Source organism: Vibrio mediterranei (genome assembly GCF_013364395.1).
GTDB classification, from domain to species: domain Bacteria; phylum Pseudomonadota; class Gammaproteobacteria; order Enterobacterales; family Vibrionaceae; genus Vibrio; species Vibrio mediterranei.
On the sequence record NZ_JABXGK010000001.1, the window covers coordinates 255,095 to 280,391 of the forward strand.

Genomic DNA, 25,297 nt, shown 5'->3' on the forward strand with positions numbered 1-25,297 from the left:
TAAAAAGGGGCAGCGTGGCTGCCCCTTTTGGATGGTTGTAGTTGTTGCCCATCTTGGTGGGCTTAAGTTTAGCGTAGGGTTGTTATCGTTATTCGATTGTAATGTTCTTTAAGCGTATGCGCAGCGAAGTTTCATAACCTCTTGGTTTATCTCTTTTACCGCTTGGAAATGACGCTTTTCGGCGCGTTCAGGAATGATCAATTTACCATTGTCAAACTCAAATCCGCCTAAACCATAAATATAGATTCTGCCTCTGAATAGTCGACTCACATGTTTAGCAATCATACCTGGTGTATAGCGCTTAAACAGTCTCATTTAGCCTTCCTTATAATGTTACCTAGCGAACGAATTATAGTTAAAACCCTAATCTAAATGTGTGATAGCACGGGCTTTACGAGCGTGCTGATACAACCAAGTGAGCGTTTTGTGGAGCGTTTTGCAATTCCATTGCGATGTCACGATATCTCCGTGATATTTAGCACAAAAGCCTCGATTGGGGTCTTCCATTCTCAATTTTTGCTCTATTTGAATAGCTTAGTATGACACTGGTATGAATCGAGCTTTTTAGTCGCCCTGCAATCATCAACCTGTTTGTTCCATTGGCTATTATTAATAGGTACGTATATGTAGACCGACCAAATCAGAAAAAGTTGTCACGAGGACACACTCTTTTACAAAACCTAGACATAAAGGGGAGAGATAGTGTGGAAGGTAGCAAGGGAACTCGAAAAAAAAGCCCGCATAGCGGGCCAAATGTCACAGATGCATTACACAAAAGTGGAGTTACTGCCTGAGCAGAGATTCACTCTAGTGTTGCCACCAGTAGCCTTGAAGTGCTAACTGGTGACAATGTGTACAATACCCCAAAAAAACACCAATGACTATTTATGCTTAAAAAATGTATAAAATCTCATTGTGTCTAAGTGTTAAATTAGATCCATTTCACGCTTCTATGATCTAAGACGACATTAATTTGCATCGATTGGTTACGGAAACCGCTACCGAGTGATATCCGACCATTGAGGAGAACAGTGAGCAACGAGATCACTGAGCGCGATCTCAAGACCCGCAATGCGTTGCCCACTGCTGATGGTGACTAAGGTATTTTGCTTTAATTCATTATCAAAAATGATAGGCATGGGGTTTTTTAACAGCAAGGGAGTGACTGTGCCAATAGCAAAACCTGTAAGAGCTTCAACTTGTTCACTGGAAACACAGGTCATTCGACGAGTATTCAATAAAGCGCGTACTTTTTTCGGATCCACTTGTTTGTTGCCCTGACAGCAGGCAAGGACAAGTTGGTTATCCATATCTCGCAGTAACAAGGTTTTGACCATTTTGTGAGTTTCGATACCACGTAATTTGGCAGCATCCTCAATGGACACTGCCTCACGGGATTGCATCAAGACTCTATAGGAAATATCACGTTCATCCAGATAGGCAGTTATGCGTGTATCAATCATCCCTTACTCTTGGTCGAGTGGGTAAGGTGGCAATTCTAGGCTCAAACGACTGTTTGGTTGAGAAGCTAAACGGAACTGAGAATCTTCATCGAGATTGTTGGCAATAACCATAGCGGCAACGAATTCGCCATTGCTGTACTGGTAATGTGCCAGTACCTCTCCGGCCTTACGCCAGTTCTCTCCCACTGAACGCTCGATGTCAATAATGTCGTCATCGCTAAGTGGAGAATCGAGTAGACCTCTCACATTTGCCAGCATGCGTTTGTTGATGCCACGATATTTCGCTCTTGCGACGGTCTCTTGACCTGTGTAGCAGCCTTTATTGAAGCTAATGCCATCTAGTGCTTGTAAATTCAAGGCTTGAGGTATGTGTTGATTTTGCTGCTCTGTTTCTAAGATAGGTAGCCCTTGCTCAATATCGAACTTGGTCCATAGTGATTCCGCGACCCAAAGTAACTCAGAATCAGAAGAAAGTAATGATTGCAGGTCACCATCAACTAACAGCATCCAACGCTCATCATTAATTTGAATAGCGGTGCTGCCTTTGTTTTGGCGCACAGCACCAGAGGTTGGGAATTGTTGATCAATCCATTGCTGAGCGCTTGTTCCCATCACACCGATAAGTGGTTTGGTGCTAATAATGAGTTCTACCTTAGAAAAAACGGCATATTTCTTGAGCTCCGTCAGTTCTTTCTCTAGTGCCGATTGAGGTTGAATCATGGCGTATCCGTTCTCAATGTGACACAGTCTAAAAGCACTCCACACTTTACCTTTAGCGTCACAATGCGCTCCAAAGGTGGATTGATTCTGCTCCAGCGAAACCACATCACAGGTAACCTGACCTTGAAGGTAAGACTTACGATCGTCGCCGGTCATTTCGAGAGCACCCCAACGATTCAGTTTGGTAAACAACAAATCGGGTAGTTCTGTGGTAGGTGTTATTTCAATTGCCTGTGTGTTTGGTTGCCAATCCATAGTTCTTGGTCTCGTTGGTAAACATATCACCCATGTTAATCTTCAGGATGGATTTTGTCAGCTGAATGTTGTTGCACGAAATCTTGTGATGAAAGTAGAGTTTGTGTGATGCAGACAGTGGTGAGCGATAAACTTGCTTGTTACACTCGGCCGATATTAGTTGTAGATGGAGAATGGAATGTACTCTAGTGAAGAAAAAGCTCGAATTAAGTGGGCATGTCGTCGGGGTATGTTAGAACTGGACGTAGTGATTATGCCGTTCTTTGAGGAATGCTTTGACACTCTCAACGATCAAGAACAGAAAGACTTTGTCTCTCTGTTAGAGTGTGACGATCCAGATTTATTTACTTGGGTAATGGGCCATGGTCGTAGTGAAAACTTAGGACACGCCTCTATGGTTGATAAAATCGTTGCTCATAACCTCAGCAAGGTCCGCTAAGCTCTTTTCAAGTCATGCAGGTAAGGCTGCGCTCGATAATGCCTACCTGCAGATTCATCCCTCATGTCTCGCTGCGATTATTAATAGTTCACTTACTATTCTAGTATTGGCAACTTGCATCGCGTCGTCCGCCCCGCTTTTACTCACACTTTACGTCATCGCTATATTCGGTCGGACTTATTGGTTGCATCCTGCCTTAAATGGCCAATTAATTTTGAAGTCATCTTTGGTCACATTAAATAATATCGAGCTTAACTCCCCCCGTTACTTTCTTGCTTTTCGCTACTGGCTTATAGGAATTTATGATCAAGACAATGGCTGGCGCTTAATCTGGCGGGATAGTTGTGATGAGTCGGCGTATCGTCGTTTGATTTTGGTAATAAAAAAGCAGTCACATCAGTGACTGCTTCGATATCATGGTGACGAAATAGGTCCCCAGATCAGACCGTTGGAGCTTGGTCTTGAGGCGATAGTATCGTTGGTCCGCTATTTTCTAACATATCAGGGTAGTCGAGAGTATAGTGCAGTCCGCGACTTTCTTTACGCTGCATTGCGCATCTCACCATCAATTCGGCAACTTGCAGTAAGTTACGCAGTTCAAGTAAGTTATTCGACACTTTGAAATTGCTGTAGTACTCATGTGTTTCTTGTTGCAACATTTGAATACGACGAAGTGCTCGCTCTAGTCGCTTGTCTGTGCGTACGATACCCATGTAATCCCACATAAATAGGCGTAACTCGTGCCAATTATGTTGAATAATGACTTCTTCATCAGAACAGCTAACTTGGCTTTCATCCCAAGCTGGAAGACCATCAACCAGAGCTGCATCGTCGAATTTCTCTAGAATGTCATTGGCTGCAGCCCAAGCATAGACCACACATTCAAGTAGAGAGTTTGATGCCATACGGTTCGCACCGTGAAGTCCGGTATAACTTACTTCACCGATGGCGTACAACTGTTCAAGGTCTGTTTTACCAGACTTATCCACCATGACACCGCCGCAGGTATAGTGAGCGGCCGGAACGATTGGAATTGGCTCCTTCGTCATATCGATGCCAAGGTCTTGAAGGCGCATATGGATGGTTGGGAAGTGTTTAATAATAAACTCTTCAGGCTTATGGCTGATATCCAAATACATGCAATCTGCACCGAGACGCTTCATCTCGAAGTCGATAGCGCGAGCCACAACATCACGAGGAGCAAGTTCTTCACGCTCATCGAAATCGGGCATAAAACGCGTTCCATCAGGGCGTTTTAAGTAAGCGCCTTCGCCACGTAAAGCTTCCGTCAACAGGAAGTTTCGCGCGTCAGGGTGGAATAGACAAGTTGGGTGGAATTGGTTGAATTCTAAGTTAGCAACACGACAGCCTGAGCGCCAAGCCATAGCGATACCGTCACCAGAAGAGACATCAGGGTTAGATGTGTACTGATACACTTTTGATGCACCACCTGTGGCTAAGACAACAAACTTAGCGCGTACCGTTTCAACGTGCTCTTTATTGCGGTTCCAAATATAGGCGCCAACCACTTTGTTTTTATCACCGCCAACCTTGTCTTCAGTAATAAGGTCTAGTGCGTTGTAGCGTTCGAAGATTTCGATATTAGGATGGCTATTAACGTTATCTTGCAGAGTGGTTTGCATCGCCATGCCTGTGGCATCGGCGGCATGCAGAATCCTACGATGGCTATGACCACCTTCACGAGTCAGGTGATAACGAGGTTCTTCGTCTTTGGCGGTTTCTACTTGGTCAAAAGGAACACCACCATCGATTAACCATTGCACGCACTCTTTCGCATTTTCTGCGATAAACTGAACGGTGTCTTGTTCACAAAGCCCGGCTCCAGCGATATTGGTATCGTTAACGTGAGACTCGATGCTGTCTGTCTCATCGAATACCGCAGCAATGCCACCCTGGGCGTAGTAGGTCGCCCCTTCACTTCTTGGGCCTTTACTTAATACGATAACTTTAGCGCGTTCGGCGACTCGTAAAGCCAACGATAAACCTGCGGCGCCACTTCCTATGACTAAAACATCACAAAGATGCTCTCGGTTTGTGTTCATAATTACTTTAAAATCCTGACCTATCGTAGAGTAAAATCACTCTACCTAGATAAAAGTGCGCGATAGGAAGCTGCATAGACAGCTGGCGAAGGGCACTTGCATCAAGGATTACCTACCTGAGATAACACGTTGAAAAATCGATTGTGTTAAGGAGCTAAGTAATCCATTCTTGTAAATTGACAACATTGTAGTTGACGCCAAATCACATTGTGAATGATTAATGACAAAAAAACTGAGAAAGTTTTGAACTTTCCTATCTGCCTAGAGTCACAATAGTGCTCATGTTAGCGGTGGTGTCAAGACTACAATATGCATAATTAATACTCATATCTGTGAAGGTAAGGGTAATAACGAATAGGAGTGAACGCTCGCATGAACGAGCAGCCGACCGATCAGGTGTTGATTGAGCGCGTTCAAAGTGGAGATAAACAAGCATTTAACCTATTGGTTTTGCGCTATCAAAACAAGGTTTGCAATCTCATATCAAGATACGTGAGCAATTCGGGTGATGTAGCGGATATCGCCCAAGAAGCGTTTATAAAGGCGTATCGTGCGATCCCGACGTTTAGAGGTGAGAGTGCCTTCTATACTTGGTTGTATCGCATAGCAGTGAACACCGCAAAGAATCACATTGTGGCTCAGAGCCGTAGGCCGCCAGCCAGCGATGTTGATGCAGAAGATGCCGAATTTTTTGAAGCCGGTAACGCTTTGAAAGAAATTTCGAACCCAGAGAACTTAACGTTGTCGAATGAATTGAAGCGAACTGTTTTCGCTGCAATTGAAGCGTTACCTGAAGATTTGAAGACTGCAATGACGCTTCGAGAGCTTGATGGTTTGAGCTACGAAGAAATTGCAGAAGTAATGGATTGCCCAGTAGGAACGGTACGTTCGCGTATCTTCCGTGCTCGTGAAGCGGTAGAGAAGAAGATTAAGCCTCTTCTTCAACGCTAAAACTAGTTACAACTATGGTGAATATAATGGCTGACAAACAGAAGCTTTCAGCATTCATGGATGGAGACCTGATCGATGACGCGCTTATTGAAGCGTTGGAAAAAGATCAGGAGAGCAAAGAAACTTGGCATAATTATCATCTTATTGGTGATGTCATGCGTGGTGATGAGCCACAAAGTTTAGATTGGAATATTGCTGAAAGTGTGGCGTCTGCGCTCGAAAATGAGCCAGCGCATACGAGTGATATCGTAATGCCTATCGAGTCACAACCTACGCCTTCACAAGCGAAGCGCTTATTACCAGCTTGGATAACACAGTTTGGTCAAGTAGCGGTAGCGGCGTGTGTGTCTTTGGCAGTTATTTTAGGAGTACAGCAGTACTCTGGCCAAGATCCAGCACAGCCTGAAGCTGAGCAATTACCTGTTTTGCAGACTATTCCGTTTGCGGGCAGTGCTGAGCCAGTCAGCTTGACACGTGATTCGGTTGCAAAAAGCTCGAATGAAAGTGTCAACGTGCAAGAACAGCGTCGTCGTATCAACGCATTACTGCAAGATTACGAGTTACAGCTAAGACTAAACAGCGAAGATAATGCTTCGCACTCTGCTGATACAGAATCGGTAATTGAATGAAAAAATTTCTGACCAGTTCATTATTGCTGTTCAGTTTATTTGGTACCCAAGCCTTTGCAGAAGAAGAGTCTTCTGCGGAGGCTTTGTTGCATCAAATGAACGATGCCAGCCAGCAATTGAATTATGAACTGTCCTACATCCTTATCAAAAAGAACAGCATAGAGCCGTTACTTTACCGACACGCGAAAAGCGATACTCAACAATTAGCCCATCTTGTTTATCTAAGTGGTCCAGTAAGAGAAGTGATTCGACGTGGTAATGAAGTCAGTTACATCGAACCGGGTGTCGATCCGTTCACGATTGAATCTGGCAAGATGGTGGCTCCGTTGATGCCTTTACTCAACAGCGATGTAAAGCAGCTGAGTGAATACTATGATTACGTTCGAGTAGGCCGTGCGCGTGAAGCGGGAGCGCCGACACAAGTATTTAGAGTCGTTCCAAAAGATGGACTGCGTTACTCTTATGTATTGTGGGTGGATGAAAAGAGCAAGCTTCCGTTACGTGCTGATCTATTGGATCGTGACGGTGAAATTTTAGAGCAGTATCGTGTGATCTCATATGCGGTGAATGATCATATTGCCACAATGTTGAGCTCGCTTGATGACGTGCAGCTTCCGGCGGTTCTATCACTACCGAAAGGTAATATTGAGCAAACATTTTGGCATGTGGGTTGGGTTCCCAATGGTTTTCAACCTAAAGATCTTAATCGCTACCGTATGCTAGCAACTGAAGATGTGGTTGAGAGCCAAATGTTCACTGATGGTTTGTTCAGCTTTTCGGTCTATATCTCTGATCGTGATAGTAATTCTCTAAAAGGTCAGTTGATCCGTCAAGGCCGACGTACGGTTCATAGCATTGTTCTTAATGACAAACAAATTTCAGTCGTTGGTGATATCCCTCCTGCCACAGCGCAGCGTATTGCACAATCTGTTACACTTAACAAAGTAAATAAGGCAGATGAAGGCATTACCCCATGATGACCGCACTCGCGACGGTGACCTCGGTTGAACCCCAGGGTCACCAGCTCCACGTTGAACTAAGCTGTGATCAGCAAACCAGTTGTAGCTCCTGCCAGTCAAAGAGTAGTTGTGGAACTGGTATTATTAGTAAAGCAGTGGGTAAGAAGCAACTTCATTGGCAGCTTGCTACGTCTAAACCTGTAAAGGCAGGCGATGTGGTTGAAATTGCGTTTCCGGAAAAGAGCTTACTTCAATCCGCAGCGTTGATTTACCTACTACCGCTACTGTTTTTGTTCATTGGAGCTATTGTGGGTCAATTGTGGTTAGCGCCATTATTAGGTGCTGGCGAGCTGGTGGTCATACTGACTTCAGCGTGTTTTGCTTTTATTGGCTTTAGGTTAGCCAAAAAGTGGGTTACCCCAATGGAGCGAGCTTCTTTCCAGCAAGTGAAGTTGGTCAGAGTGCTTGGTGAGTCGATTCTCTAGCCCATTGTCTAAATAAGGTGCGAACCGCATCGAAATTGGGTAGAATCTGCCAACTTAATTGAAATGCGCGTTTTTCCGCATTTTCTATTCCTTTTTGTTTAAGAGTTTAGCTACATCAAATCTATGAAGCACATTCGTAACTTTTCGATTATCGCCCACATCGACCATGGTAAATCAACCTTGTCGGACCGTTTGATCCAGGTTTGCGGCGGCTTAAGCGACCGTGAAATGGCGGCCCAGGTTCTTGATTCTATGGACCTAGAGCGTGAGCGCGGTATTACCATCAAAGCTCAGAGTGTTACTCTGGATTACACAGCGAAAGATGGGGAAACCTATCAGCTAAACTTTATCGATACTCCAGGGCACGTAGACTTCTCGTATGAAGTATCTCGTTCTCTAGCGGCTTGTGAAGGCGCGCTTCTTGTTGTTGATGCGGGCCAGGGTGTGGAAGCACAAACACTGGCGAACTGCTACACAGCCATTGAAATGGAGCTGGAAGTTGTTCCAGTATTGAACAAAATCGACTTACCAGCTGCGGAACCAGAGCGTGTCGCTGAAGAGATCGAAGAAATTGTTGGTATCGACGCAATGGAAGCAGTGCGTTGTTCAGCAAAAACAGGCCTTGGTGTTGACGATGTTCTAGAAGAAATCGTCAAAGCGATTCCTGCGCCAGAAGGCGATCCAGAAGCGCCACTTCAAGCACTGATTATTGACTCTTGGTTCGATAACTACCTTGGCGTAGTTTCTTTGGTTCGTATTAAAAACGGTAAACTGAAGAAAAACGACAAGATCAAAGTGATGAGTACTGGTCAAGTTTGGGGTGTAGACCGTTTAGGTATCTTCACACCAAAACAGATTGATACGACAGAGCTCAACACCGGTGAAGTAGGCTGGGTTGTTTGTGGTATTAAAGACATCTTAGGTGCGCCAGTTGGTGATACGCTGACTACCGCGAAAAACGGTTGTGAACAAGCGTTGCCTGGTTTCCAAAAAGTGAAACCACAGGTTTATGCAGGTCTGTTCCCAGTCTCCTCTGACGATTATGAGAACTTCCGTGATGCACTTGGTAAGCTAAGTCTAAACGACGCATCTCTATTCTACGAGCCAGAGAGCTCTGCAGCACTTGGTTTTGGTTTCCGTTGTGGCTTCTTGGGTATGCTTCACATGGAAATCATCCAAGAACGTCTAGAGCGTGAATACGATCTGGATCTGATTACAACAGCTCCAACCGTAGTCTACGAAGTAGAGAAAACCGACGGTTCACTTCACTACGTGGATAGCCCAGCTAAGCTACCTGCTACCAATGATATTGAAGAGATTCGTGAGCCAATCGCACGCTGTAATATCTTAGTGCCGTCTGACTACCTAGGTAACGTGATTACATTATGCGTTGAGAAACGTGGTACTCAGGTTGATATGGTTTATCACGGAAACCAAGTTGCGGTGACTTACGATATTCCGATGGCAGAAGTGGTATTGGACTTCTTTGACCGTCTAAAATCAACGTCTCGTGGTTATGCATCACTGGACTACAACTTCCAACGTTTTGAAGCGTCAAACATGGTTCGTGTTGATGTGTTGCTGAACGGTGACACAGTTGATGCATTGGCGATCATCACTCACAAAGACCAATCACAAAGTCGTGGTCGTCAGCTTGTTGAGAAGATGAAAGAGTTTATCCCTCGCCAGATGTTTGATATTGCGATTCAAGCGGCAATTGGTAACCACATCATCGCGCGCTCTACCGTTAAGCAGCTACGTAAAAACGTAATTGCAAAGTGTTACGGTGGTGACGTGAGTCGTAAGAAGAAGCTGTTGAAGAAACAGAAAGAAGGTAAGAAACGCATGAAGCAGATCGGTAACGTCGAACTGCCACAAGAAGCGTTCCTTGCAATTCTGCACGTTGGCAAAGACTAATTCTTTGTTTTACGACGACATAATTTAAGTTTGAAGTGAAAGTGCCGTTGTGGTGCTTTCACTTTCGTTATTTTTATAGATACGAAAATTAAGGGAATGAAATGGCAAATACCTTCTCATTGATCCTCGTCATCGTGACGTTAGTGACAGGTGTCGTTTGGGTGCTGGATAAGCTCGTATTGAGAAAAAAACGTGAGCAAAAGCTCGCGGATATCCAAGCTCAAGCTACCCAAATCGATGAAGCAACCGCAAACAAAGCTGTTGCCCCATCATGGTTTGTTGAGAACAGTGTTTCTATTTTCCCTGTTATCGCCTTTGTTTTGGTATTGCGTTCATTCATTTATGAACCATTCCAAATTCCATCTGGTTCGATGATGCCGACGCTTTTGGTTGGCGACTTCATCTTGGTTGAGAAATATGCTTATGGTCTAAAAGATCCAGTATGGCGTACTCAGCTAGTTGAAACCGGTAAACCAGAGCGTGGCGATATTGTGGTATTTAAATACCCACCTCAGCCAAGCATCGACTACATCAAGCGTGTTGTTGGCTTACCAGGTGATACTGTTCGATATAGCGCGCGTAAGGATATTTGCATCCAAACCAAAGGTACATCGACGTGTAAACCTGTGAAGCTATCCAATGTGGAAGATAGCCCATTTGTACAAAATGGTATCCCTCTGATTCAGATGGATGAAAAGCTGGGTAAAGTGGAACACCAAATCTTAGTTAACCCTTTGCGTCGTGACCGTGTTGACCAGTATCAACCACGTAACGGTGTGAATGAATGGGTGGTTCCAGAAGGTCATTACTTTGTAATGGGTGACAACCGCGATAACAGTGCTGACAGCCGCTACTGGGGATTTGTGCCAGAAGGTAATTTAGTGGGCAAAGCTGTTGGTATCTGGATTAGTTTTGAATTTGAACGTGGCGCAGATAGCATTCTGCCTACATGGATCCCAACCGGTGTAAGATTTAATCGCATCGGTGGAATAGACTGAACGAGAGAGCATGAATTCTTCTATTGAACGATTAGAAAAAAAGCTCGGCTATCATTTCAATGATAGCGAGCTGCTCATGTTGGCGCTGACTCACCGCAGCGCCAATGGTAACCATAATGAACGACTAGAATTTCTGGGCGATTCAATTTTAAGTTTTGTCATCGCTGACGATCTTTATCACCGCTTTCCTAAAGTGAATGAAGGGGATATGAGTCGAATGCGTGCCACCTTAGTGAGAGGGAATACTCTGGCTGAGCTAGGGCGCGAGTTTGTCTTGGGAGATTACTTAAAATTAGGTCCAGGCGAATTGAAGAGCGGTGGTTTCCGTCGTGACTCAATTTTAGCGGATGCCGTTGAAGCGATCATTGGCGCGATTTATCTCGACAGCGATGTAGAGATGGTTCGTAAAATTGTATTGAGCTGGTATATGACTCGCTTAGAAGCAATTAAGCCAGGTGTTTCCCAAAAAGATCCAAAAACTCGCTTGCAAGAGTTCTTACAAGGTCGAAGAAAACCACTACCAGTCTATACAGTGACTAATATTAAAGGGGAAGCGCATAACCAAGAGTTTACCGTTTCCTGTGAAGTGGCAGGTGTGGATGAACCTGTTATCGGTCGAGGCACCAGTCGCCGCAAGGCAGAGCAAGCGGCTGCGGAACTGGCTTTAGAGAAAGTGACCAATGTCTGATAAACCTGAGTCTGAACAAGAATTCGATATTGATGCATACTTTGCATCATCTGGCGAAGCGACAACCAGCGCAGAAAACCAACACTGTGGTTTTGTTGCGATTGTTGGTCGTCCAAATGTAGGTAAATCAACGCTGCTAAATCATATTTTAGGGCAAAAGATTTCCATCACATCGCGTAAACCGCAAACTACTCGTCACCGTATTATGGGTGTCGATACCGATGGGGATTACCAAGCGATTTATGTGGATACGCCAGGGCTACATATTGAAGAGAAGCGAGCGATTAACCGTTTGATGAATCGTGCAGCTAATAGCTCATTGAGTGATGTGAACCTAGTGTTATTCCTAGTTGATGGCACTCACTGGACTGACGATGACGAAATGGTGCTTAATAAGCTGCGTAAGTCAGACTTCCCAGTCATCCTATGTATGAACAAAGTTGATAACGTGAAAGATCGTAACGACGTAATGCTGCATATGCATGAGCTGTCGAAGAAGATGGACTTCGTGGATGTAGTGCCTATTTCTGCCAAACATGGTAAGAACACAGATGTGCTTCGTAAGCATGTACGCGAACATCTACCTGAAGCGGTACATCATTTCCCTGAAGAGTATGTCACGGACCGTTCTCAGCGTTTCATGGCGTCAGAAATCCTGCGTGAGAAACTCATGCGTTTTACGGGTGATGAACTGCCTTATTCAGTGACGGTTGAGATTGAGCGTTTTGATTACAACCCAGACACTGATGGCTTCCATATCAATGCTTTGATTCTTGTTGAGCGTAACGGCCAGAAGAAAATGGTTATTGGTAAAGGCGGCGAAAAGATCAAGACGATTGGTCGTGAGGCTCGTCTAGATATGGAAGAGCTGTTCGATCGTAAGGTTTACCTTGAGACTTGGGTAAAAGTGAAATCGGGCTGGGCTGATGATGAGCGTGCTCTGCGTTCATTGGGCTATATCGACGATATCGAAAACAAATAATACTATTAGGTAGCGAGGACGCTGAGCGTCCTGCTCCGAGACCTTAGACAAGATAAAGTTATGGATGGATTACAACGCTGTTTTGTTTTGCATCGAAGACCCTACAGTGAGTCGAGTCTTATTCTTGACGTATTCAGTGAAGAGTATGGTCGAGTTACGCTTTTGTCTAAAGGTGCTAGAAGTAAGCGCTCCAACCTTAAAGGGGCGCTGCAACCTTTTACCCCTCTCCTGTTAAAATGGTCCGGCGGCGGTTCCATGAAGACCCTTCGTCAAGCTGAAGCCATCAGCCTTGGGTTACCTTTATCTGGTATCAACCTTTACTCAGCTATGTATGTGAACGAACTCATTGCCCGTGTTCTCGCCAGTGAAATCCCGTTTCCCGCTTTATTTCATGACTATCTTCAAGCTTTAACAGAACTGGCTCACAATACCAATCCTGAGCCCGCTTTACGGCGATTTGAACTCGCTCTCCTTTCTGCAATGGGATACGGTGTAGACTTCCTTCACTGTGCCGGAACAGGTGAACCTATTGAGCCAACGATGACTTATCGTTATCGAGAGCAAAAGGGGTTCATTGCTAGTGTGCGTAAAGACAATCTCACCTTTCTCGGTGAGGAATTGATTGCCATCAGTGAGCGTCGTTTTAACAGTAAAACACAGTTACAAGCGGCAAAACGCTTTACACGCATAGCATTAAAGCCGTATCTTGGCGGGAAACCATTAAAAAGCAGGGAGTTGTTTCTTCCGAGACTGAAACAGCTCTGACCATGGAGTAAACATCGATGAGTTCTATCCTTTTAGGTATCAATATTGACCATATCGCTACGCTACGTAATGCGCGCGGTACTAAGTATCCAGATCCAGTTCATGCTGCAGAGATTGCCGAGCGTGCTGGCGCTGACGGTATTACTATTCACCTTCGTGAAGACCGTCGCCACATCTTAGATCGTGATGTACGCATTTTGCGCGAAACACTACAGACTCGTATGAACCTAGAGATGGCGGTCACCGATGAGATGATCGATATTGCCCTAAAAACTCAACCTGAGTTTGTTTGCTTAGTACCTGAAAAACGTGAAGAGCTGACGACCGAGGGTGGATTAGATGTAAAAGGTCAGCTTGAAAAAATCAAAGCGGCAACGGAGAAGTTGTCTGCAGCAGGCATTAAAGTGTCGCTATTTATTGATGCCGATCGTGAGCAGATTGATGCCGCTAAAGCAGCTGGTGCACCATTCATTGAGCTGCATACTGGTCATTATGCGGATGCAGAAACTGAAGAAGATCAGCAAGACGAGCTGAAAAAAATCGCGGCAGGCGCAAGCTACGCTGCAGATATCGGCATCACAGTAAATGCTGGTCATGGTTTGACTTACCACAACGTCGCACCTATTGCGGCATTACCTGAGATTTATGAATTAAACATTGGTCACTCTATCATTGGCCGCGCGGTATTCGATGGCCTACATAAAGCCGTTGCAGATATGAAAGCGGTCATGGAATCGGCTCGTCGAGGTTAATGAATCGTGGCAATTCAAGGTCTAGGTACCGATATCGCAGAAATAGAACGTGTTGAGAAAGCCTTAGCGCGTTCAGGCGAGGCGTTTGCGCAGCGTATTTTGACCGATAATGAGTTGGTTCAGTTTCAGCAATTGAAACAGCAAGGTCGCTTTCTTGCTAAGCGCTTTGCTGTAAAAGAGGCGGCATCAAAGGCATTGGGGACCGGGATTGCTCATGGTGTGACTTTCCAAGATTTTGAAGTCTCTAATGACGAAAACGGCAAGCCAATACTCACCCTGACAAAAAAAGCCGCAGAAATTGCGGCTTCAATGGGTGTGACGTCCAATCATTTGTCTATCTCTGACGAGCGTCACTACGCTGTCGCTACCGTCATCTTCGAAAGCTAAACGATAGAACCTAACCTAGTCGTTAGGTTCTCTATTTCCTTTCAAGTAAAGCTCAGACGTTTTTAGCACTTTTTCCATTTCATCTTGCAGTTCAAAGAGCTCTGGCTCGATATCTTCTAAGCTGTCGCCAGCGCGCAAGGCTTTCTCTATGGTCGCGCAGATAGACTTAAGTCTCGGCACGCCGCAATAAGAGCAACTGCCATGCAATTTGTGGATTAGGTGGATAACCTGTTCCTTATCATCGAAATCGGTGTCCAACACTTGCTCTGAAAGTGCATACACTTCAGGGATAAAGTCGACTAACATTTGCAGCATATCGACGGCTAAGTCTTCTTTGTTAGCGGCTTGTTTGAGTGCCGCTCCCCAATCGATCACCAAATTAGTTTCCGTTTCCGCTTTAGGCTGAATGCTTGGCTCATCAGATGTTATGTCCACTTCATTTGGAGCAACGAAATCTAAGCTGGCATCAGTGTCATGATTGCGAACTGGTACCCATTTGTTGAGTACTTGCAACAACATTTTTTCATCGATAGGTTTGGTGAGGTAATCGTCCATTCCTTCGGATAAAAGTCGGTCTCGTTCACCCGTCATTGCGTGGGCAGTGACGGCGACGACAGGCGTCTGGCTGTTCTGCTGGGTCTCTTTAATTAATTTGCAGGCAGTAACCCCATCCATATGAGGCATTTGAATGTCCATAAATACCATATCAAAGTGCTGCTCTTGGGCTTTCTCAACCGATACTTGGCCGTTGGTGCAAGAGACCACGCTCTCAACACGCTCCGACAATAATGCTGTAATGAGCTTGAGGTTGGCAGGGTTATCATCCACTGCCATTACGGTGAGTGCGCGCTTCTCGGTAGACTCAACTTCCATAACAGGTGCGAGTATTGCTGGCTGTTTTTCCACTAACGATTGCAGCAACTTCTTACGTGATAATGGTTTGGTTAAGCACTGTACTTGATGGGTTTGCATCAAGTAGTCAGATAGGGCGAGCTGGGTGCTGGCAGTACCGATGATGATGTTTGATGTAGCTTCCTGACAACGGGTGATCCAACTTTCAATCACCGTCAATGGCACTTCTTCATTGGTAGGCAAACACAAAATGATGTAGTCGAACGCTTCCACTTTATCTGGCAACGTTGAGCGATAGGTCACCATTACCCCTTCATTAGTAAGGGTCTGTTGTAATACCGATGCCGCTTGCATATTTGGTTCAATCAGTAGTAGTCGCTTGTTATGGATGACCGCAGGATCGATAAGGTCGATCATTGGAATATCTGTAGAGTTCAGTTTAACCGTAAACCAGAATGTTGAACCTTGGTGCAGGCGACTGGTTAAGCTAATTTCACCGCCCATTTGTCCAACTAGCTTTTGGGTAATAACCAAACCAAGTCCAGTACCGCCATAACGTCGAGAGATACTGGCGTCCGCTTGACTGAAGGCTTGGAATAACTGCGCTTGTTGTCGCTCTGAGATACCAATACCTGTATCGCGAACCATAAACTGCAGTTCAACACGGTCTTCTTTCTGAGATTTGAGTTCAACGCTGATATCAATGTTGCCACGCTCAGTAAACTTGATGGAGTTACCCACAAGGTTGGTCAAAATCTGTTGAATACGAAGTGGGTCACCAACAAGGCCGCTTGGAATTTTCGAGTCAACTTTTAAGGTTAGTTCCAAGCCTTTTTCATGGGCACTGGTTGCTTGAAGGGCGACAACTTCCTCAAGACTGTCTTGGAACTCAAATGGAATATTCTCAAGTGCCAGTTTACCGGCTTCGAGTTTGGAGAAGTCTAAAATGTCATTGATGATGTTAAGCAGGTTATTTGCCGATTTCTCAATGGTCTGTAGATAGTCTGTTTGACTGTTGGTCAGCTGAGTTTTCAGCATCTGACGAGTAAAACCAATTACACCATTAAGTGGGGTTCTTAGCTCATGAGACATGTTAGCAAGGAACTCTGACTTCACTCGTGCCGCTTCTTGCGCACGCTTTTTGGCGATATCCAATTCAACGTTTTGAATTTCAAGCTGTTCTAATGTCTCACGTAGATCGGACGTTGCTTGGTCGATACTGTGCTGCATTTCTACATGATATTCGGACAGCGAGACTGCCATGGCATTGATACCATTTTTCAACGAGTCCAGCTCGCCGTGCATTTTGCCTTCGATACGAACATCCAAGTGACCACGACGAATACGGTCTACCATATTTTTCATGTGAGAAATTGGACGCGTCACATCGTACATCAAACGGTAGGCAAAGATTCCCGATAGGATAAGACCAAGAACAAGGACTAGAATCGCAGAGAAGACTTCCTGATATTGTTGTAAACGCAGTGAAGAAAGGTCGAGCTCTACAGCGATATAACCGAGCGTCTTATTGGTTGAGGTCAATTCTCGCGTATCTGATACCAGCTGACTTTCAGCTAGAATAGGGGCTCTCAAAATTAACGTATTGTCGTGAATTTCGTAGGAGCTTAAAAAAGGAATCGGCTGATCTTTCGGGTAGGTTAACGTATCAAAGTTGGGATGAAAGTTTGAGGTTACAAACAGCTCATGAGAAGCATCGAATACCGCAATACTGCGAACGAATTTAGAATTCTTACGGTGGGCGTAACTAATCAGGCGTCTAACCGATTCACGACTTTGGTTGATAAGACCTTGTTCACTGGCAATCGCCAGCGGTTCAATAATGCTGGAGCCGGCGTTAAGTACTTGTGATTCTAGGTCGTGGTAGCGATTGTAAGAGAAGAAGGCACTCAAAAGGAGACCGATAATTAAGGTCGGTGCCAAAGTCAATGTGATTACGCGAGCGCGCAGGCCGTATCTTGTCATTTTAATTCGAAGTCATTATTTGCCAACAGAGTTACATCTGCTGGGTGGATATGGGACAATAGCCAGTATTGCATCCTCAAGATGACGTAAGCTTAATCAAAGCAGCGCTGTTCGACAATCATTCAAATAAAGAATAGTGAAACTCTAACAAATTTTTATCGAAGCAGCGCGTTACGCTCTGCTCACTGGGTACAGTAATGGCACGTTTTTTTAAACCAACAAAGAAAACTTCATTCTCAAAAAAGCACCAAGAGGTGAACATTGAACGCATGGACCATCATGGTGCAGGTATTGGTTACTTAAATAACAAACCGGTATTTGTTGAAGGCGCGCTCACAGATGAGAAGGTGTTGGTGCAGTTAACGGAAAGCAAAGCAAAGTTTGCTAAGGCTACCTTGATCAAAGTGCTAGAAGCTTCTGAGCAACGCGTGAAGCCATTTTGTCCTCATTACCATGAGTGTGGCGGCTGCAATCAGCAGCATGTAGAACGTCAGCAGCAGCTTGAAAACAAACAAGTAGCTTTATCACAATTGATGAATAAGTTAGCAGGCCAATCTGTGCCGTTAGCTCCCTCTATCACTGGAGAAGGTCTTGGTTATCGCCGTCGTGCTCGCTTAAGTATTCACCTCGATAAGCAGCGCAACTTAGTCATGGGGTTCCGCCGTAAGCAGAGCAATCACATTGTAGAGATTGACCACTGTCCGGTATTGAATGCGCAATTAAACGCATTGATACCGCCATTACGAGACATATTCGCAGGCTTTAAACAGCAACAGTCACTTGGCCACCTTGAATTGGTCATGGGTGATAATGGACCTGTGGTTGTTGTTAGGCACATCAAACCTTTGACTAATCACGATCAAAAACGCTTGGTCGATTTTGCTAACAGTCAGGCACTCACGCTTTACCTGATGCCAGAGTCAGGGCAGTTACAACTAATAACGGGTGAACAGCCTTATTATTCGGAAGTAGGGGTTGAATTACCCTTCCTGCCGACACACTTTATTCAAGTGAACCGCGAGATAAATAGCAAAATGGTCGCTCAAGCACTGGAGTGGCTAGCGCCTAAATCCAGTGACAATGTACTCGATCTTTTTTGCGGCTTGGGTAACTTCACTTTACCTTTGGCGAAACTATGTCAACGTGTCGTAGGTGTTGAAGGTATTCAAGATATGGTGGATTGGGCGCAGCAAAATGCCGCGCTTAATCACCTAACGAATGTTGAATTTTATCAAGCAAATCTCGAGCAAGATCTCTCTGAGATGTCATGGGCAAAACAACAGTTTGATAAAATCCTGCTTGACCCTGCCAGAGCAGGCGCAAGCGGCGTGATAGATCAAGTTTCTGCGCTAGGAGCAACGCGAGTGCTTTATGTTTCTTGCAATCCTGCTACCCTTGCCAGAGATACTCAAAGCTTGATTGAGCAGGGCTATAAGTTGGTTCGATTGGGTATGATGGATATGTTCCCTCACACCAGTCATCTAGAATCCATGGCGCTGTTTGAGAAGTAGCTGAATTAAAATGAGAACAAGCTAACTGGGATAGGTTAGTTAACCAATAAAACTAGGAAGAAAAAAGAAATGGTTGCGGTAAGAAGCGCGCATTTGAACCCTAACGAACAGTTCGAGCTAGACAAATGGATTGCTTCTCTAAAGCAAGACAAGAACACCTCGAAAAGGCTTAAAGAAGTTTACCGTCAGTGCGAAGATATTGTCGCTGGCAGTGAACAGGGGTCCTTGTTGTTGTGGCGCGGCAGAGAGATGATTGAGATCCTCATTACCCTTTCGATGGATAAAGCCACGCTGGTGGCTGCTCAGTTGTACCCTGTTGTTTCTAGTGGCATCTACGATAGAGAGCAGCTAGAAGAAAACTATGGCAAAGAAACCATTAAGCTGATTGATGGCGTCGAAGAGATGGCGGCTATTGGTCAACTTAACGTGACGCTAGAAGGCTCAGAGGCGTCCGGTCAAGTCGATAATGTCCGCAGAATGTTGCTGGCGATGGTGGATGATTTCCGTTGTGTGGTGATCAAGCTGGCTGAGCGTATTTGTAACCTTCGTGAAGTCAAAGATGAGTCTGACGAAGTTCGCCGAGCCGCCGCTAAAGAATGCGCCAACATATATGCTCCTCTTGCCAACCGTTTAGGGATTGGTCAGCTAAAATGGGAGATCGAAGATTACGCTTTCCGTTATCAGCAACCCGAAACTTATAAACAGATTGCTAAACAATTGTCTGAGCGCCGCATTGTTCGTGAGCAATATATCAAAGACTTTGTGGATGATTTGACGGCTGAAATGAAGGTGTCGAACATCCTTGCTGAAGTCAGTGGTCGCCCTAAGCATATCTACAGCATTTGGCGAAAAATGCAGAAGAAAAGCCTCGATTTTGATGAGCTTTTTGACGTGCGCGCTGTACGTATCATTGCTGAGCGACTGCAAGATTGCTATGCAGCTCTTGGTGTTGTTCATACCAAATATAAACACCTTCCTAGCGAATTCGATGACTATGTGGCTAACCCGAAGCCAAATGGTTATCAATCGATTCACACAGTTATCCTTGGCCCTGAAGGGAAAACCATTGAAATTCAAATCCGAACTAAGCAAATGCATGAGGATTCTGAATTAGGCGTCGCAGCACACTGGAAATACAAAGAGGGTGCGAGTGGCGGCCGCAGTGGCTACGACGAGAAAATTACCTGGTTGCGTAAGCTACTTGATTGGCAAGAAGAGATGTCAGATTCTGGCGAAATGCTGGATGAGCTGCGCAGTCAAGTATTTGATGACCGCGTCTATGCCTTTACGCCGCGTGGCGATGTAGTCGATTTGCCAATGGGAGCAACGCCATTGGACTTTGCTTACCACATTCACTCCGAAGTGGGACACCGCTGTATCGGTGCCAAAGTGGCAGGTCGCATTGTTCCATTTACTCATAAGCTATCTATGGGTGATCAGGTTGAGATCATTACAGCCAAAGAGCCAAACCCGTCTCGTGACTGGTTAAACCCATCGCTTGGCTTTGTTCACTCTGGTCGTGCGCGCGCCAAAATTAACGCTTGGTTTAGAAAGCAAAGTCGTGAGAAGAACTTAGAAGCTGGCCGTGAAATTCTTGAAGATGAATTAGCCAAAATCGGTGCAACGATCAAAGACGCTGAACAATATGCCTTGAAGCGTTTTAACGTTAACACTCCAGATGAGCTGTATGTTGGTATTGGTAGTGGTGATTTACGAATAAACCAAATCATTAATCACATCAACGCATTGGTGAATAAGCCTACGGCCGAAGAAGAAGATCAACAAGCACTTGAGAAACTTCAAGAGTCAGAAGGCAAAGCACCAGCTCAAAGCCGACCGCATAAAGACGCAGTTGTCGTGGAAGGTGTCGATAACTTGATGACGCATTTGGCACGCTGCTGTCAGCCAATTCCGGGCGATCAAATCAAAGGTTATATTACTCAAGGTCGCGGTATTTCGGTTCACCGAGCTGATTGTGAGCAGTTAGAAGAACTCAGCCATCACGCACCAGAGCGTATTATTGATACCGTTTGGGGCAGTGGCTTTGTTGGCTCTTATATTTTGACTATTCGCGTTGAAGCTATGGAACGTGGCGGATTACTAAAAGACATCACCACACTGCTTACTAACGAAAAGATCAAAGTGACCACTATGAAGAGTCGCAGTGATTACAAGCGTCAGTTATCGATTATGGATTTTGACCTAGAGCTGACGAATATCGAAGTGCTGTCACGCGTGACTAAGCGTATTGAACAAATTAAAGACGTCATGAGTGTGAAGCGCTTGGGTTAAGCAAGACTCAAGTGAGCGTTATACTGACGTAATCACATCATGTTGAACAATAATAAAAGGTTGGTTTTCCAACCTTTTTGTTTAGGAATCTAACTATGTCTCAACCCATTGAACAACTTCTCACTATTATGGCTCAGCTTCGAGATGAGCAGCATGGCTGTCCATGGGATCGCAAACAGACCTTCGAAACCATCGTACCGCACACCATCGAAGAAACGTTTGAAGTGGTCGACGCTATTCATAACCAAGACTGGCAAAATCTAAAAGAAGAGCTGGGCGATCTGTTGTTTCAAGTGATTTTCTATAGCCAGATGGCAAAAGAGCAAGGGTTATTTGACTTCAACGAGGTTGTTGAGGGATTGAATGACAAGCTCACTAGACGTCATCCGCACGTTTTTTCTGATGTGGAATTTGCAGATGAAGCCGCTATCAATGCCAATTGGGAAGCTGAGAAAAAGAAGGAAAAGGCTGAGGTAGGCAAAAACGAAGAAAGTATTCTAGACTCAATACCACAATCGTTACCTGCACTTTCAAAGGCCAATAAAATCCAGAAACGTTGCGCTAAATATGGCTTTGATTGGGATGCGTTAGGACCTGTCGTTGACAAGGTTCAGGAAGAAGTTGAAGAGGTGGTTCAGGAAGCGATTCAGGTTGATGTTGATGAAGAGAAGCTAGAAGAAGAGGTCGGAGATCTATTGTTTGCCGTAGTGAATCTTTCTCGACATTTGAAAAAAGATCCTGAGGTTGCGCTGAGAAAAGCGAACAATAAATTTTCTCGTCGCTTTAAAGGTGTTGAGGCAAGGGCTGGCGAAGATGGTAAATCCCTTACAGACTTTAGCCTTCAAGAGCTTGACCAGTTTTGGAATGACGTAAAAAAACAAGAAAAGTCCTCGGATTTGTGAACCGCTTCTCATTGGTGTAAGTTTCTACAATTGATTTGAAGCAAAAAATAAAAATTTTGAATGTGATAAGTTTCACGTTGTGGCGGTAAAGGGCTTCTGGTATATTTGCATCCCGTCCAGAAGAAATCCATTTTCCCTCATTCAACCAACTTCAGGTTAAACATGACGACAAATTATATTTTTGTTACTGGCGGGGTAGTATCCTCTCTAGGTAAAGGTATTGCAGCAGCATCTCTTGCAGCAATTTTAGAAGCACGTGGTCTTAAAGTGACCATGATGAAGCTTGACCCTTACATCAACGTTGACCCGGGCACAATGAGCCCAACTCAGCACGGTGAAGTGTTCGTCACGGAAGATGGCGCTGAAACTGACCTTGACCTTGGTCACTACGAGCGTTTCATCCGTACCAAGATGACAAAACGCAACAACTTCACTGCTGGTCGTGTTTACGCTGATGTTCTTCGCAAAGAGCGTCGTGGTGACTACCTAGGTGCAACTATTCAGGTAATCCCTCACATTACTAATGCTATTAAAGATCGCGTGATCGCTGGCTCTGAAGGCCACGATGTCGCTATCGTTGAAGTTGGTGGTACAGTAGGTGATATCGAATCACTACCGTTTATGGAAGCCATTCGTCAGCTAGCCGTTGAGCTTGGTCGTGAGCGTGCAATGTTTATGCACCTAACTTTGGTTCCTTACCTAGCAGCAGCTGGTGAAGTGAAAACCAAGCCGACTCAGCACTCTGTAAAAGAGCTACTGTCTATCGGTATCCAACCAGACATTCTTGTTTGCCGTAGTGATCGTATGATCCCTGCAAACGAGCGTAAGAAGATTGCGCTTTTCTGTAACGTTCAAGAAAAAGCGGTAATCTCAATGAAGGACGTAGATTCTATCTACAAGATCCCTCAACTAATTAAAGCGCAAGGTCTAGACGACCTAGTATGTTCACGCTTTGGTATCTCTGCTCCAGAAGCTGATCTTTCTGAGTGGGAACAGGTAATTTACGAAGAAGCTAACCCAACGGCTGAAGTAGTTATCGGTATGGTAGGTAAATACATCGAACTACCAGATGCTTATAAGTCTGTAAACGAAGCGCTAAAACATGCAGGCCTTAAAAACCGCCTGAGTGTGAAGATTAAGTACGTTGATTCACAAGACGTGGAAACAAAAGGCGAAGAAGCTCTAGCTGGTCTAGACGCAATCCTTGTACCTGGTGGCTTTGGTGACCGTGGTGTTGAAGGTAAGATCCTTGCTGCAAAATACGCTCGTGAAAACAAAGTACCTTATCTAGGTATCTGCCTAGGTATGCAAGTGGCACTTATCGAATACGCACGTAACGTTGCGGGTATGGAAGGTGCACATTCAACAGAATTTAACAAAGAGACTAAATACCCTGTGGTAGGCTTGATCACCGAGTGGGTAGATGGTGAAGGTAAAGTTGAAGAACGTACTGAAACGTCTGATCTTGGCGGTACAATGCGCCTTGGTTCTCAGCTATGTCACCTAGAAAAAGGGACAAAAGCGTACGAACTATATGGCAACGCGAAGATCCATGAGCGTCACCGTCACCGTTACGAAGTGAACAACGTACTTCGTCCACAAATTGAAAAAGCAGGTCTTAAAGTTTCTGGTCTGTCAGCAGACAAGAAACTGGTTGAAGTGATTGAGAACCCAGCTCACCCATGGTTTGTAGCTGCGCAGTTCCACCCAGAGTTCACTTCAACGCCTCGCGATGGTCACCCGTTATTTACAGGCTTTGTGAAAGCGGCGGGCGAATTCCAGCGCGGTACTGAAGAAAAGTAAAAGGATACGGGCGGTTGCGAAGGTTGTGCGGCTGCCCTTAATTTTGACATTTATATTCAATGAGAGGAAACATTAATGTCTAAGATCGTTAAAGTTCTAGGTCGTGAAATCATCGACTCACGTGGTAACCCAACTGTAGAAGCTGAAGTACACCTAGAAGGCGGTTTCGTAGGTATGGCGGCAGCTCCATCTGGCGCATCTACTGGTTCTCGTGAAGCTCTTGAGCTACGTGACGGTGACAAAGCACGTTTCCTAGGTAAAGGTGTTCTTAAAGCTGTTGAAGCTGTTAACGGTGCAATCGCTGAAGCTCTAGTTGGTAAAGACGCTAAAGCTCAAGCTGAGATCGACCAAGTGATGATCGACCTTGACGGTACTGAAAACAAGTCTAAGTTCGGCGCGAACGCTATCCTAGCAGTTTCTCTAGCAAACGCTAAAGCAGCAGCTGCTGCTAAAGGCATGCCTCTATTTGAGCACATCGCTGAGCTTAACGGCACTGCTGGCGTATTCTCTATGCCTCTTCCAATGATGAACATCATCAACGGTGGTGAGCACGCAGACAACAACGTTGACATCCAAGAGTTCATGATCCAACCAGTTGGTGCTAAGACTCTTAAAGAAGGTCTACGTATCGGTGCGGAAGTATTCCACAACCTAGCTAAAGTTCTTAAGTCTAAAGGCTACAGCACTGCAGTTGGTGACGAAGGTGGTTTCGCTCCTAACCTTAAGTCTAACGCTGAAGCTCTAGAAGTTATCGCAGAAGCTGTTGCAGCTGCTGGTTACGAACTAGGCAAAGACGTTACTCTAGCTATGGACTGTGCAGCATCTGAGTTCTTCGACAAAGAAGCTGGCATCTACAACATGAAAGGCGAAGGTAAGACTTTCTCTTCTGAAGAGTTCAACCACTACCTAGCTGAGCTAGCTAACCAATTCCCAATCGTTTCTATCGAAGACGGTCTAGACGAGTCTGACTGGGATGGCTTCAAGCACCAAACTGAACTACTAGGTGACAAGCTTCAACTAGTAGGTGACGATCTATTCGTTACTAACACTAAGATCCTTGCTGAAGGTATCGAGAAAGGCGTAGCTAACTCTATCCTTATCAAGTTCAACCAAATTGGTTCTCTAACTGAGACTCTAGCTGCTATCAAGATGGCTAAAGACGCAGGTTACACAGCTGTAATCTCTCACCGTTCTGGCGAAACTGAAGATGCAACTATCGCTGATCTAGCGGTAGGTACTGCTGCAGGTCAAATCAAAACTGGTTCTATGAGCCGTTCTGACCGTGTTGCTAAGTACAACCAGCTAATTCGTATCGAAGAAGCTCTAGGTGAAAAAGCACCTTACAACGGTCTTAAAGAAGTTAAAGGTCAAGCTTAATCGCTGATTTTTAAATAGCTTTTGTAAAGCCGCTCTTTATAGAGCGGCTTTTTTTATGCCTGAATATTATTGAATAGGACATCCAACGGGGTAACGAAGGAGTAACAGTATCCAGTATGTTACT

The 25,297-nt window shown here is 44.9% G+C and carries 22 protein-coding genes; 17 read left to right on the forward strand and 5 right to left on the reverse strand.

Annotated features, from left to right (window positions below; all coding sequences use genetic code 11):
- Positions 1–108: 108 nt before the first annotated feature.
- The 3 genes from HOP38_RS01400 to ygfZ form a co-directional block, all read right to left on the reverse strand.
- Positions 109–315 carry a DUF1107 domain-containing protein gene (locus HOP38_RS01400; protein WP_006075511.1) on the reverse strand — a complete coding sequence of 69 codons (207 nt, stop codon included), beginning with the start codon at positions 313–315 and terminating at the stop codon, positions 109–111.
- A gap of 683 nt (positions 316–998) precedes the next feature.
- Positions 999–1,463, reverse strand: a complete 465-nt coding sequence (locus HOP38_RS01405; RefSeq protein WP_198557279.1) for an aminoacyl-tRNA deacylase — start codon at positions 1,461–1,463, stop codon at positions 999–1,001.
- A gap of 3 nt (positions 1,464–1,466) precedes the next feature.
- Entirely contained in the window at positions 1,467–2,438 is a 972-nt protein-coding gene (gene ygfZ / locus HOP38_RS01410) for a tRNA-modifying protein YgfZ (RefSeq protein ID WP_198557280.1), read from the reverse strand.
- A gap of 178 nt (positions 2,439–2,616) precedes the next feature.
- Here ygfZ and HOP38_RS01415 point away from each other — a divergent pair, with 178 nt between their 5' ends.
- Positions 2,617–2,877, forward strand: coding sequence for an FAD assembly factor SdhE (locus HOP38_RS01415; protein WP_006075514.1), 261 nt, complete (start codon positions 2,617–2,619; stop codon positions 2,875–2,877).
- A 440-nt stretch (positions 2,878–3,317) separates the two neighbouring features.
- On the opposite strand, the gene nadB is transcribed toward HOP38_RS01415, so the two are convergent.
- Positions 3,318–4,940 carry an L-aspartate oxidase gene (gene nadB, locus HOP38_RS01420; RefSeq protein WP_198557281.1) on the reverse strand — a complete coding sequence of 541 codons (1,623 nt, stop codon included), beginning with the start codon at positions 4,938–4,940 and terminating at the stop codon, positions 3,318–3,320.
- Positions 4,941–5,312: 372 nt separating this feature from the next.
- Here nadB and rpoE point away from each other — a divergent pair, with 372 nt between their 5' ends.
- The 11 genes from rpoE (at position 5,313) to acpS (ending at position 14,453) form a co-directional block, all read left to right on the forward strand.
- A complete protein-coding gene (gene rpoE, locus HOP38_RS01425) occupies positions 5,313–5,891 on the forward strand; it encodes an RNA polymerase sigma factor RpoE (RefSeq protein WP_038228970.1) in 579 nt (192 codons plus the stop codon).
- Between the two features lie 26 nt (positions 5,892–5,917).
- A complete protein-coding gene (locus HOP38_RS01430; protein ID WP_038228972.1) occupies positions 5,918–6,520 on the forward strand; it encodes an RseA family anti-sigma factor in 603 nt (200 codons plus the stop codon).
- Positions 6,517–7,497 (forward strand): sigma-E factor regulatory protein RseB, encoded by a 981-nt coding sequence (gene rseB / locus HOP38_RS01435; protein WP_006075274.1) that lies wholly within the window; start codon positions 6,517–6,519, stop codon positions 7,495–7,497. The genes HOP38_RS01430 and rseB overlap by 4 nt, the downstream gene beginning before the upstream one ends.
- Positions 7,494–7,964 carry a SoxR reducing system RseC family protein gene (locus HOP38_RS01440; RefSeq protein WP_198557282.1) on the forward strand — a complete coding sequence of 157 codons (471 nt, stop codon included), beginning with the start codon at positions 7,494–7,496 and terminating at the stop codon, positions 7,962–7,964. The genes rseB and HOP38_RS01440 overlap by 4 nt, the downstream gene beginning before the upstream one ends.
- Before the next feature lie 123 nt (positions 7,965–8,087).
- Positions 8,088–9,881 carry a translation elongation factor 4 gene (lepA, locus tag HOP38_RS01445; protein ID WP_006075276.1) on the forward strand — a complete coding sequence of 598 codons (1,794 nt, stop codon included), beginning with the start codon at positions 8,088–8,090 and terminating at the stop codon, positions 9,879–9,881.
- Between the two features lie 101 nt (positions 9,882–9,982).
- A complete protein-coding gene (gene lepB / locus HOP38_RS01450; RefSeq protein ID WP_031493910.1) occupies positions 9,983–10,879 on the forward strand; it encodes a signal peptidase I in 897 nt (298 codons plus the stop codon).
- Positions 10,880–10,889: 10 nt separating this feature from the next.
- Positions 10,890–11,567, forward strand: a complete 678-nt coding sequence (gene rnc, locus HOP38_RS01455) for a ribonuclease III (RefSeq protein WP_006075278.1) — start codon at positions 10,890–10,892, stop codon at positions 11,565–11,567.
- Positions 11,560–12,549 (forward strand): GTPase Era, encoded by a 990-nt coding sequence (gene era, locus HOP38_RS01460; RefSeq protein ID WP_006075279.1) that lies wholly within the window; start codon positions 11,560–11,562, stop codon positions 12,547–12,549. The genes rnc and era overlap by 8 nt, the downstream gene beginning before the upstream one ends.
- A gap of 60 nt (positions 12,550–12,609) precedes the next feature.
- On the forward strand, positions 12,610–13,314 hold the full coding sequence (gene recO / locus HOP38_RS01465) for a DNA repair protein RecO (RefSeq protein ID WP_006075280.1): 705 nt from the start codon (positions 12,610–12,612) through the stop codon (positions 13,312–13,314).
- A gap of 17 nt (positions 13,315–13,331) precedes the next feature.
- The gene (gene pdxJ / locus HOP38_RS01470) at positions 13,332–14,066 is read left to right on the forward strand and encodes a pyridoxine 5'-phosphate synthase (protein ID WP_006075281.1); all 735 of its coding nucleotides are present in this window, start codon (positions 13,332–13,334) and stop codon (positions 14,064–14,066) included.
- Positions 14,067–14,072: 6 nt separating this feature from the next.
- On the forward strand, positions 14,073–14,453 hold the full coding sequence (gene acpS / locus HOP38_RS01475) for a holo-ACP synthase (RefSeq protein WP_006075282.1): 381 nt from the start codon (positions 14,073–14,075) through the stop codon (positions 14,451–14,453).
- Between the two features lie 15 nt (positions 14,454–14,468).
- Here the strand turns inward: acpS and barA are convergent, their stop codons facing one another.
- Positions 14,469–17,288, reverse strand: coding sequence for a two-component sensor histidine kinase BarA (barA, locus tag HOP38_RS01480; RefSeq protein ID WP_006075283.1), 2,820 nt, complete (start codon positions 17,286–17,288; stop codon positions 14,469–14,471).
- A 197-nt stretch (positions 17,289–17,485) separates the two neighbouring features.
- On the opposite strand from barA, the gene rlmD reads away from it, so the two are divergent.
- The 5 genes from rlmD (at position 17,486) to eno (ending at position 25,173) form a co-directional block, all read left to right on the forward strand.
- A complete protein-coding gene (gene rlmD, locus HOP38_RS01485) occupies positions 17,486–18,799 on the forward strand; it encodes a 23S rRNA (uracil(1939)-C(5))-methyltransferase RlmD (RefSeq protein WP_198557283.1) in 1,314 nt (437 codons plus the stop codon).
- Between the two features lie 69 nt (positions 18,800–18,868).
- A complete protein-coding gene (relA, locus tag HOP38_RS01490) occupies positions 18,869–21,091 on the forward strand; it encodes a GTP diphosphokinase (RefSeq protein WP_198557284.1) in 2,223 nt (740 codons plus the stop codon).
- 95 nt (positions 21,092–21,186) lie between these two features.
- Entirely contained in the window at positions 21,187–21,993 is an 807-nt protein-coding gene (mazG, locus tag HOP38_RS01495) for a nucleoside triphosphate pyrophosphohydrolase (protein ID WP_031493536.1), read from the forward strand.
- Positions 21,994–22,155: 162 nt separating this feature from the next.
- Complete coding sequence (locus HOP38_RS01500) at positions 22,156–23,796, forward strand: CTP synthase (RefSeq protein ID WP_038228988.1); 1,641 nt, start codon at positions 22,156–22,158, stop codon at positions 23,794–23,796.
- A 75-nt stretch (positions 23,797–23,871) separates the two neighbouring features.
- Positions 23,872–25,173: a phosphopyruvate hydratase gene (eno, locus tag HOP38_RS01505; RefSeq protein ID WP_063605881.1), complete on the forward strand. Its 1,302-nt coding sequence runs from the start codon at positions 23,872–23,874 to the stop codon at positions 25,171–25,173.
- Positions 25,174–25,297 lie beyond the last annotated feature (124 nt).

Bases quoted from the DNA above. Each gene is read 5' to 3' on its own strand.
- rseB (WP_006075274.1), top strand. From the start codon at position 6,517: ATGAAAAAATTTCTGACCAGTTCATTATTGCTGTTCAGTTTATTTGGT.
- mazG (WP_031493536.1), top strand. From the start codon at position 21,187: ATGTCTCAACCCATTGAACAACTTCTCACTATTATGGCTCAGCTTCGA.
- HOP38_RS01440 (WP_198557282.1), top strand. From the start codon at position 7,494: ATGATGACCGCACTCGCGACGGTGACCTCGGTTGAACCCCAGGGTCAC.
- HOP38_RS01500 (WP_038228988.1), top strand. From the start codon at position 22,156: ATGACGACAAATTATATTTTTGTTACTGGCGGGGTAGTATCCTCTCTA.
- HOP38_RS01430 (WP_038228972.1), top strand. From the start codon at position 5,918: ATGGCTGACAAACAGAAGCTTTCAGCATTCATGGATGGAGACCTGATC.
- HOP38_RS01415 (WP_006075514.1), top strand. From the start codon at position 2,617: ATGTACTCTAGTGAAGAAAAAGCTCGAATTAAGTGGGCATGTCGTCGG.
- recO (WP_006075280.1), top strand. From the start codon at position 12,610: ATGGATGGATTACAACGCTGTTTTGTTTTGCATCGAAGACCCTACAGT.
- relA (WP_198557284.1), top strand. From the start codon at position 18,869: ATGGTTGCGGTAAGAAGCGCGCATTTGAACCCTAACGAACAGTTCGAG.
- rpoE (WP_038228970.1), top strand. From the start codon at position 5,313: ATGAACGAGCAGCCGACCGATCAGGTGTTGATTGAGCGCGTTCAAAGT.
- era (WP_006075279.1), top strand. From the start codon at position 11,560: ATGTCTGATAAACCTGAGTCTGAACAAGAATTCGATATTGATGCATAC.
- HOP38_RS01405 (WP_198557279.1), bottom strand. From the start codon at position 1,463: ATGATTGATACACGCATAACTGCCTATCTGGATGAACGTGATATTTCC.
- rlmD (WP_198557283.1), top strand. From the start codon at position 17,486: ATGGCACGTTTTTTTAAACCAACAAAGAAAACTTCATTCTCAAAAAAG.
- rnc (WP_006075278.1), top strand. From the start codon at position 10,890: ATGAATTCTTCTATTGAACGATTAGAAAAAAAGCTCGGCTATCATTTC.
- lepB (WP_031493910.1), top strand. From the start codon at position 9,983: ATGGCAAATACCTTCTCATTGATCCTCGTCATCGTGACGTTAGTGACA.
- HOP38_RS01400 (WP_006075511.1), bottom strand. From the start codon at position 315: ATGAGACTGTTTAAGCGCTATACACCAGGTATGATTGCTAAACATGTG.
- pdxJ (WP_006075281.1), top strand. From the start codon at position 13,332: ATGAGTTCTATCCTTTTAGGTATCAATATTGACCATATCGCTACGCTA.
- lepA (WP_006075276.1), top strand. From the start codon at position 8,088: ATGAAGCACATTCGTAACTTTTCGATTATCGCCCACATCGACCATGGT.
- ygfZ (WP_198557280.1), bottom strand. From the start codon at position 2,438: ATGGATTGGCAACCAAACACACAGGCAATTGAAATAACACCTACCACA.
- barA (WP_006075283.1), bottom strand. From the start codon at position 17,288: ATGACAAGATACGGCCTGCGCGCTCGCGTAATCACATTGACTTTGGCA.
- eno (WP_063605881.1), top strand. From the start codon at position 23,872: ATGTCTAAGATCGTTAAAGTTCTAGGTCGTGAAATCATCGACTCACGT.
- nadB (WP_198557281.1), bottom strand. From the start codon at position 4,940: ATGAACACAAACCGAGAGCATCTTTGTGATGTTTTAGTCATAGGAAGT.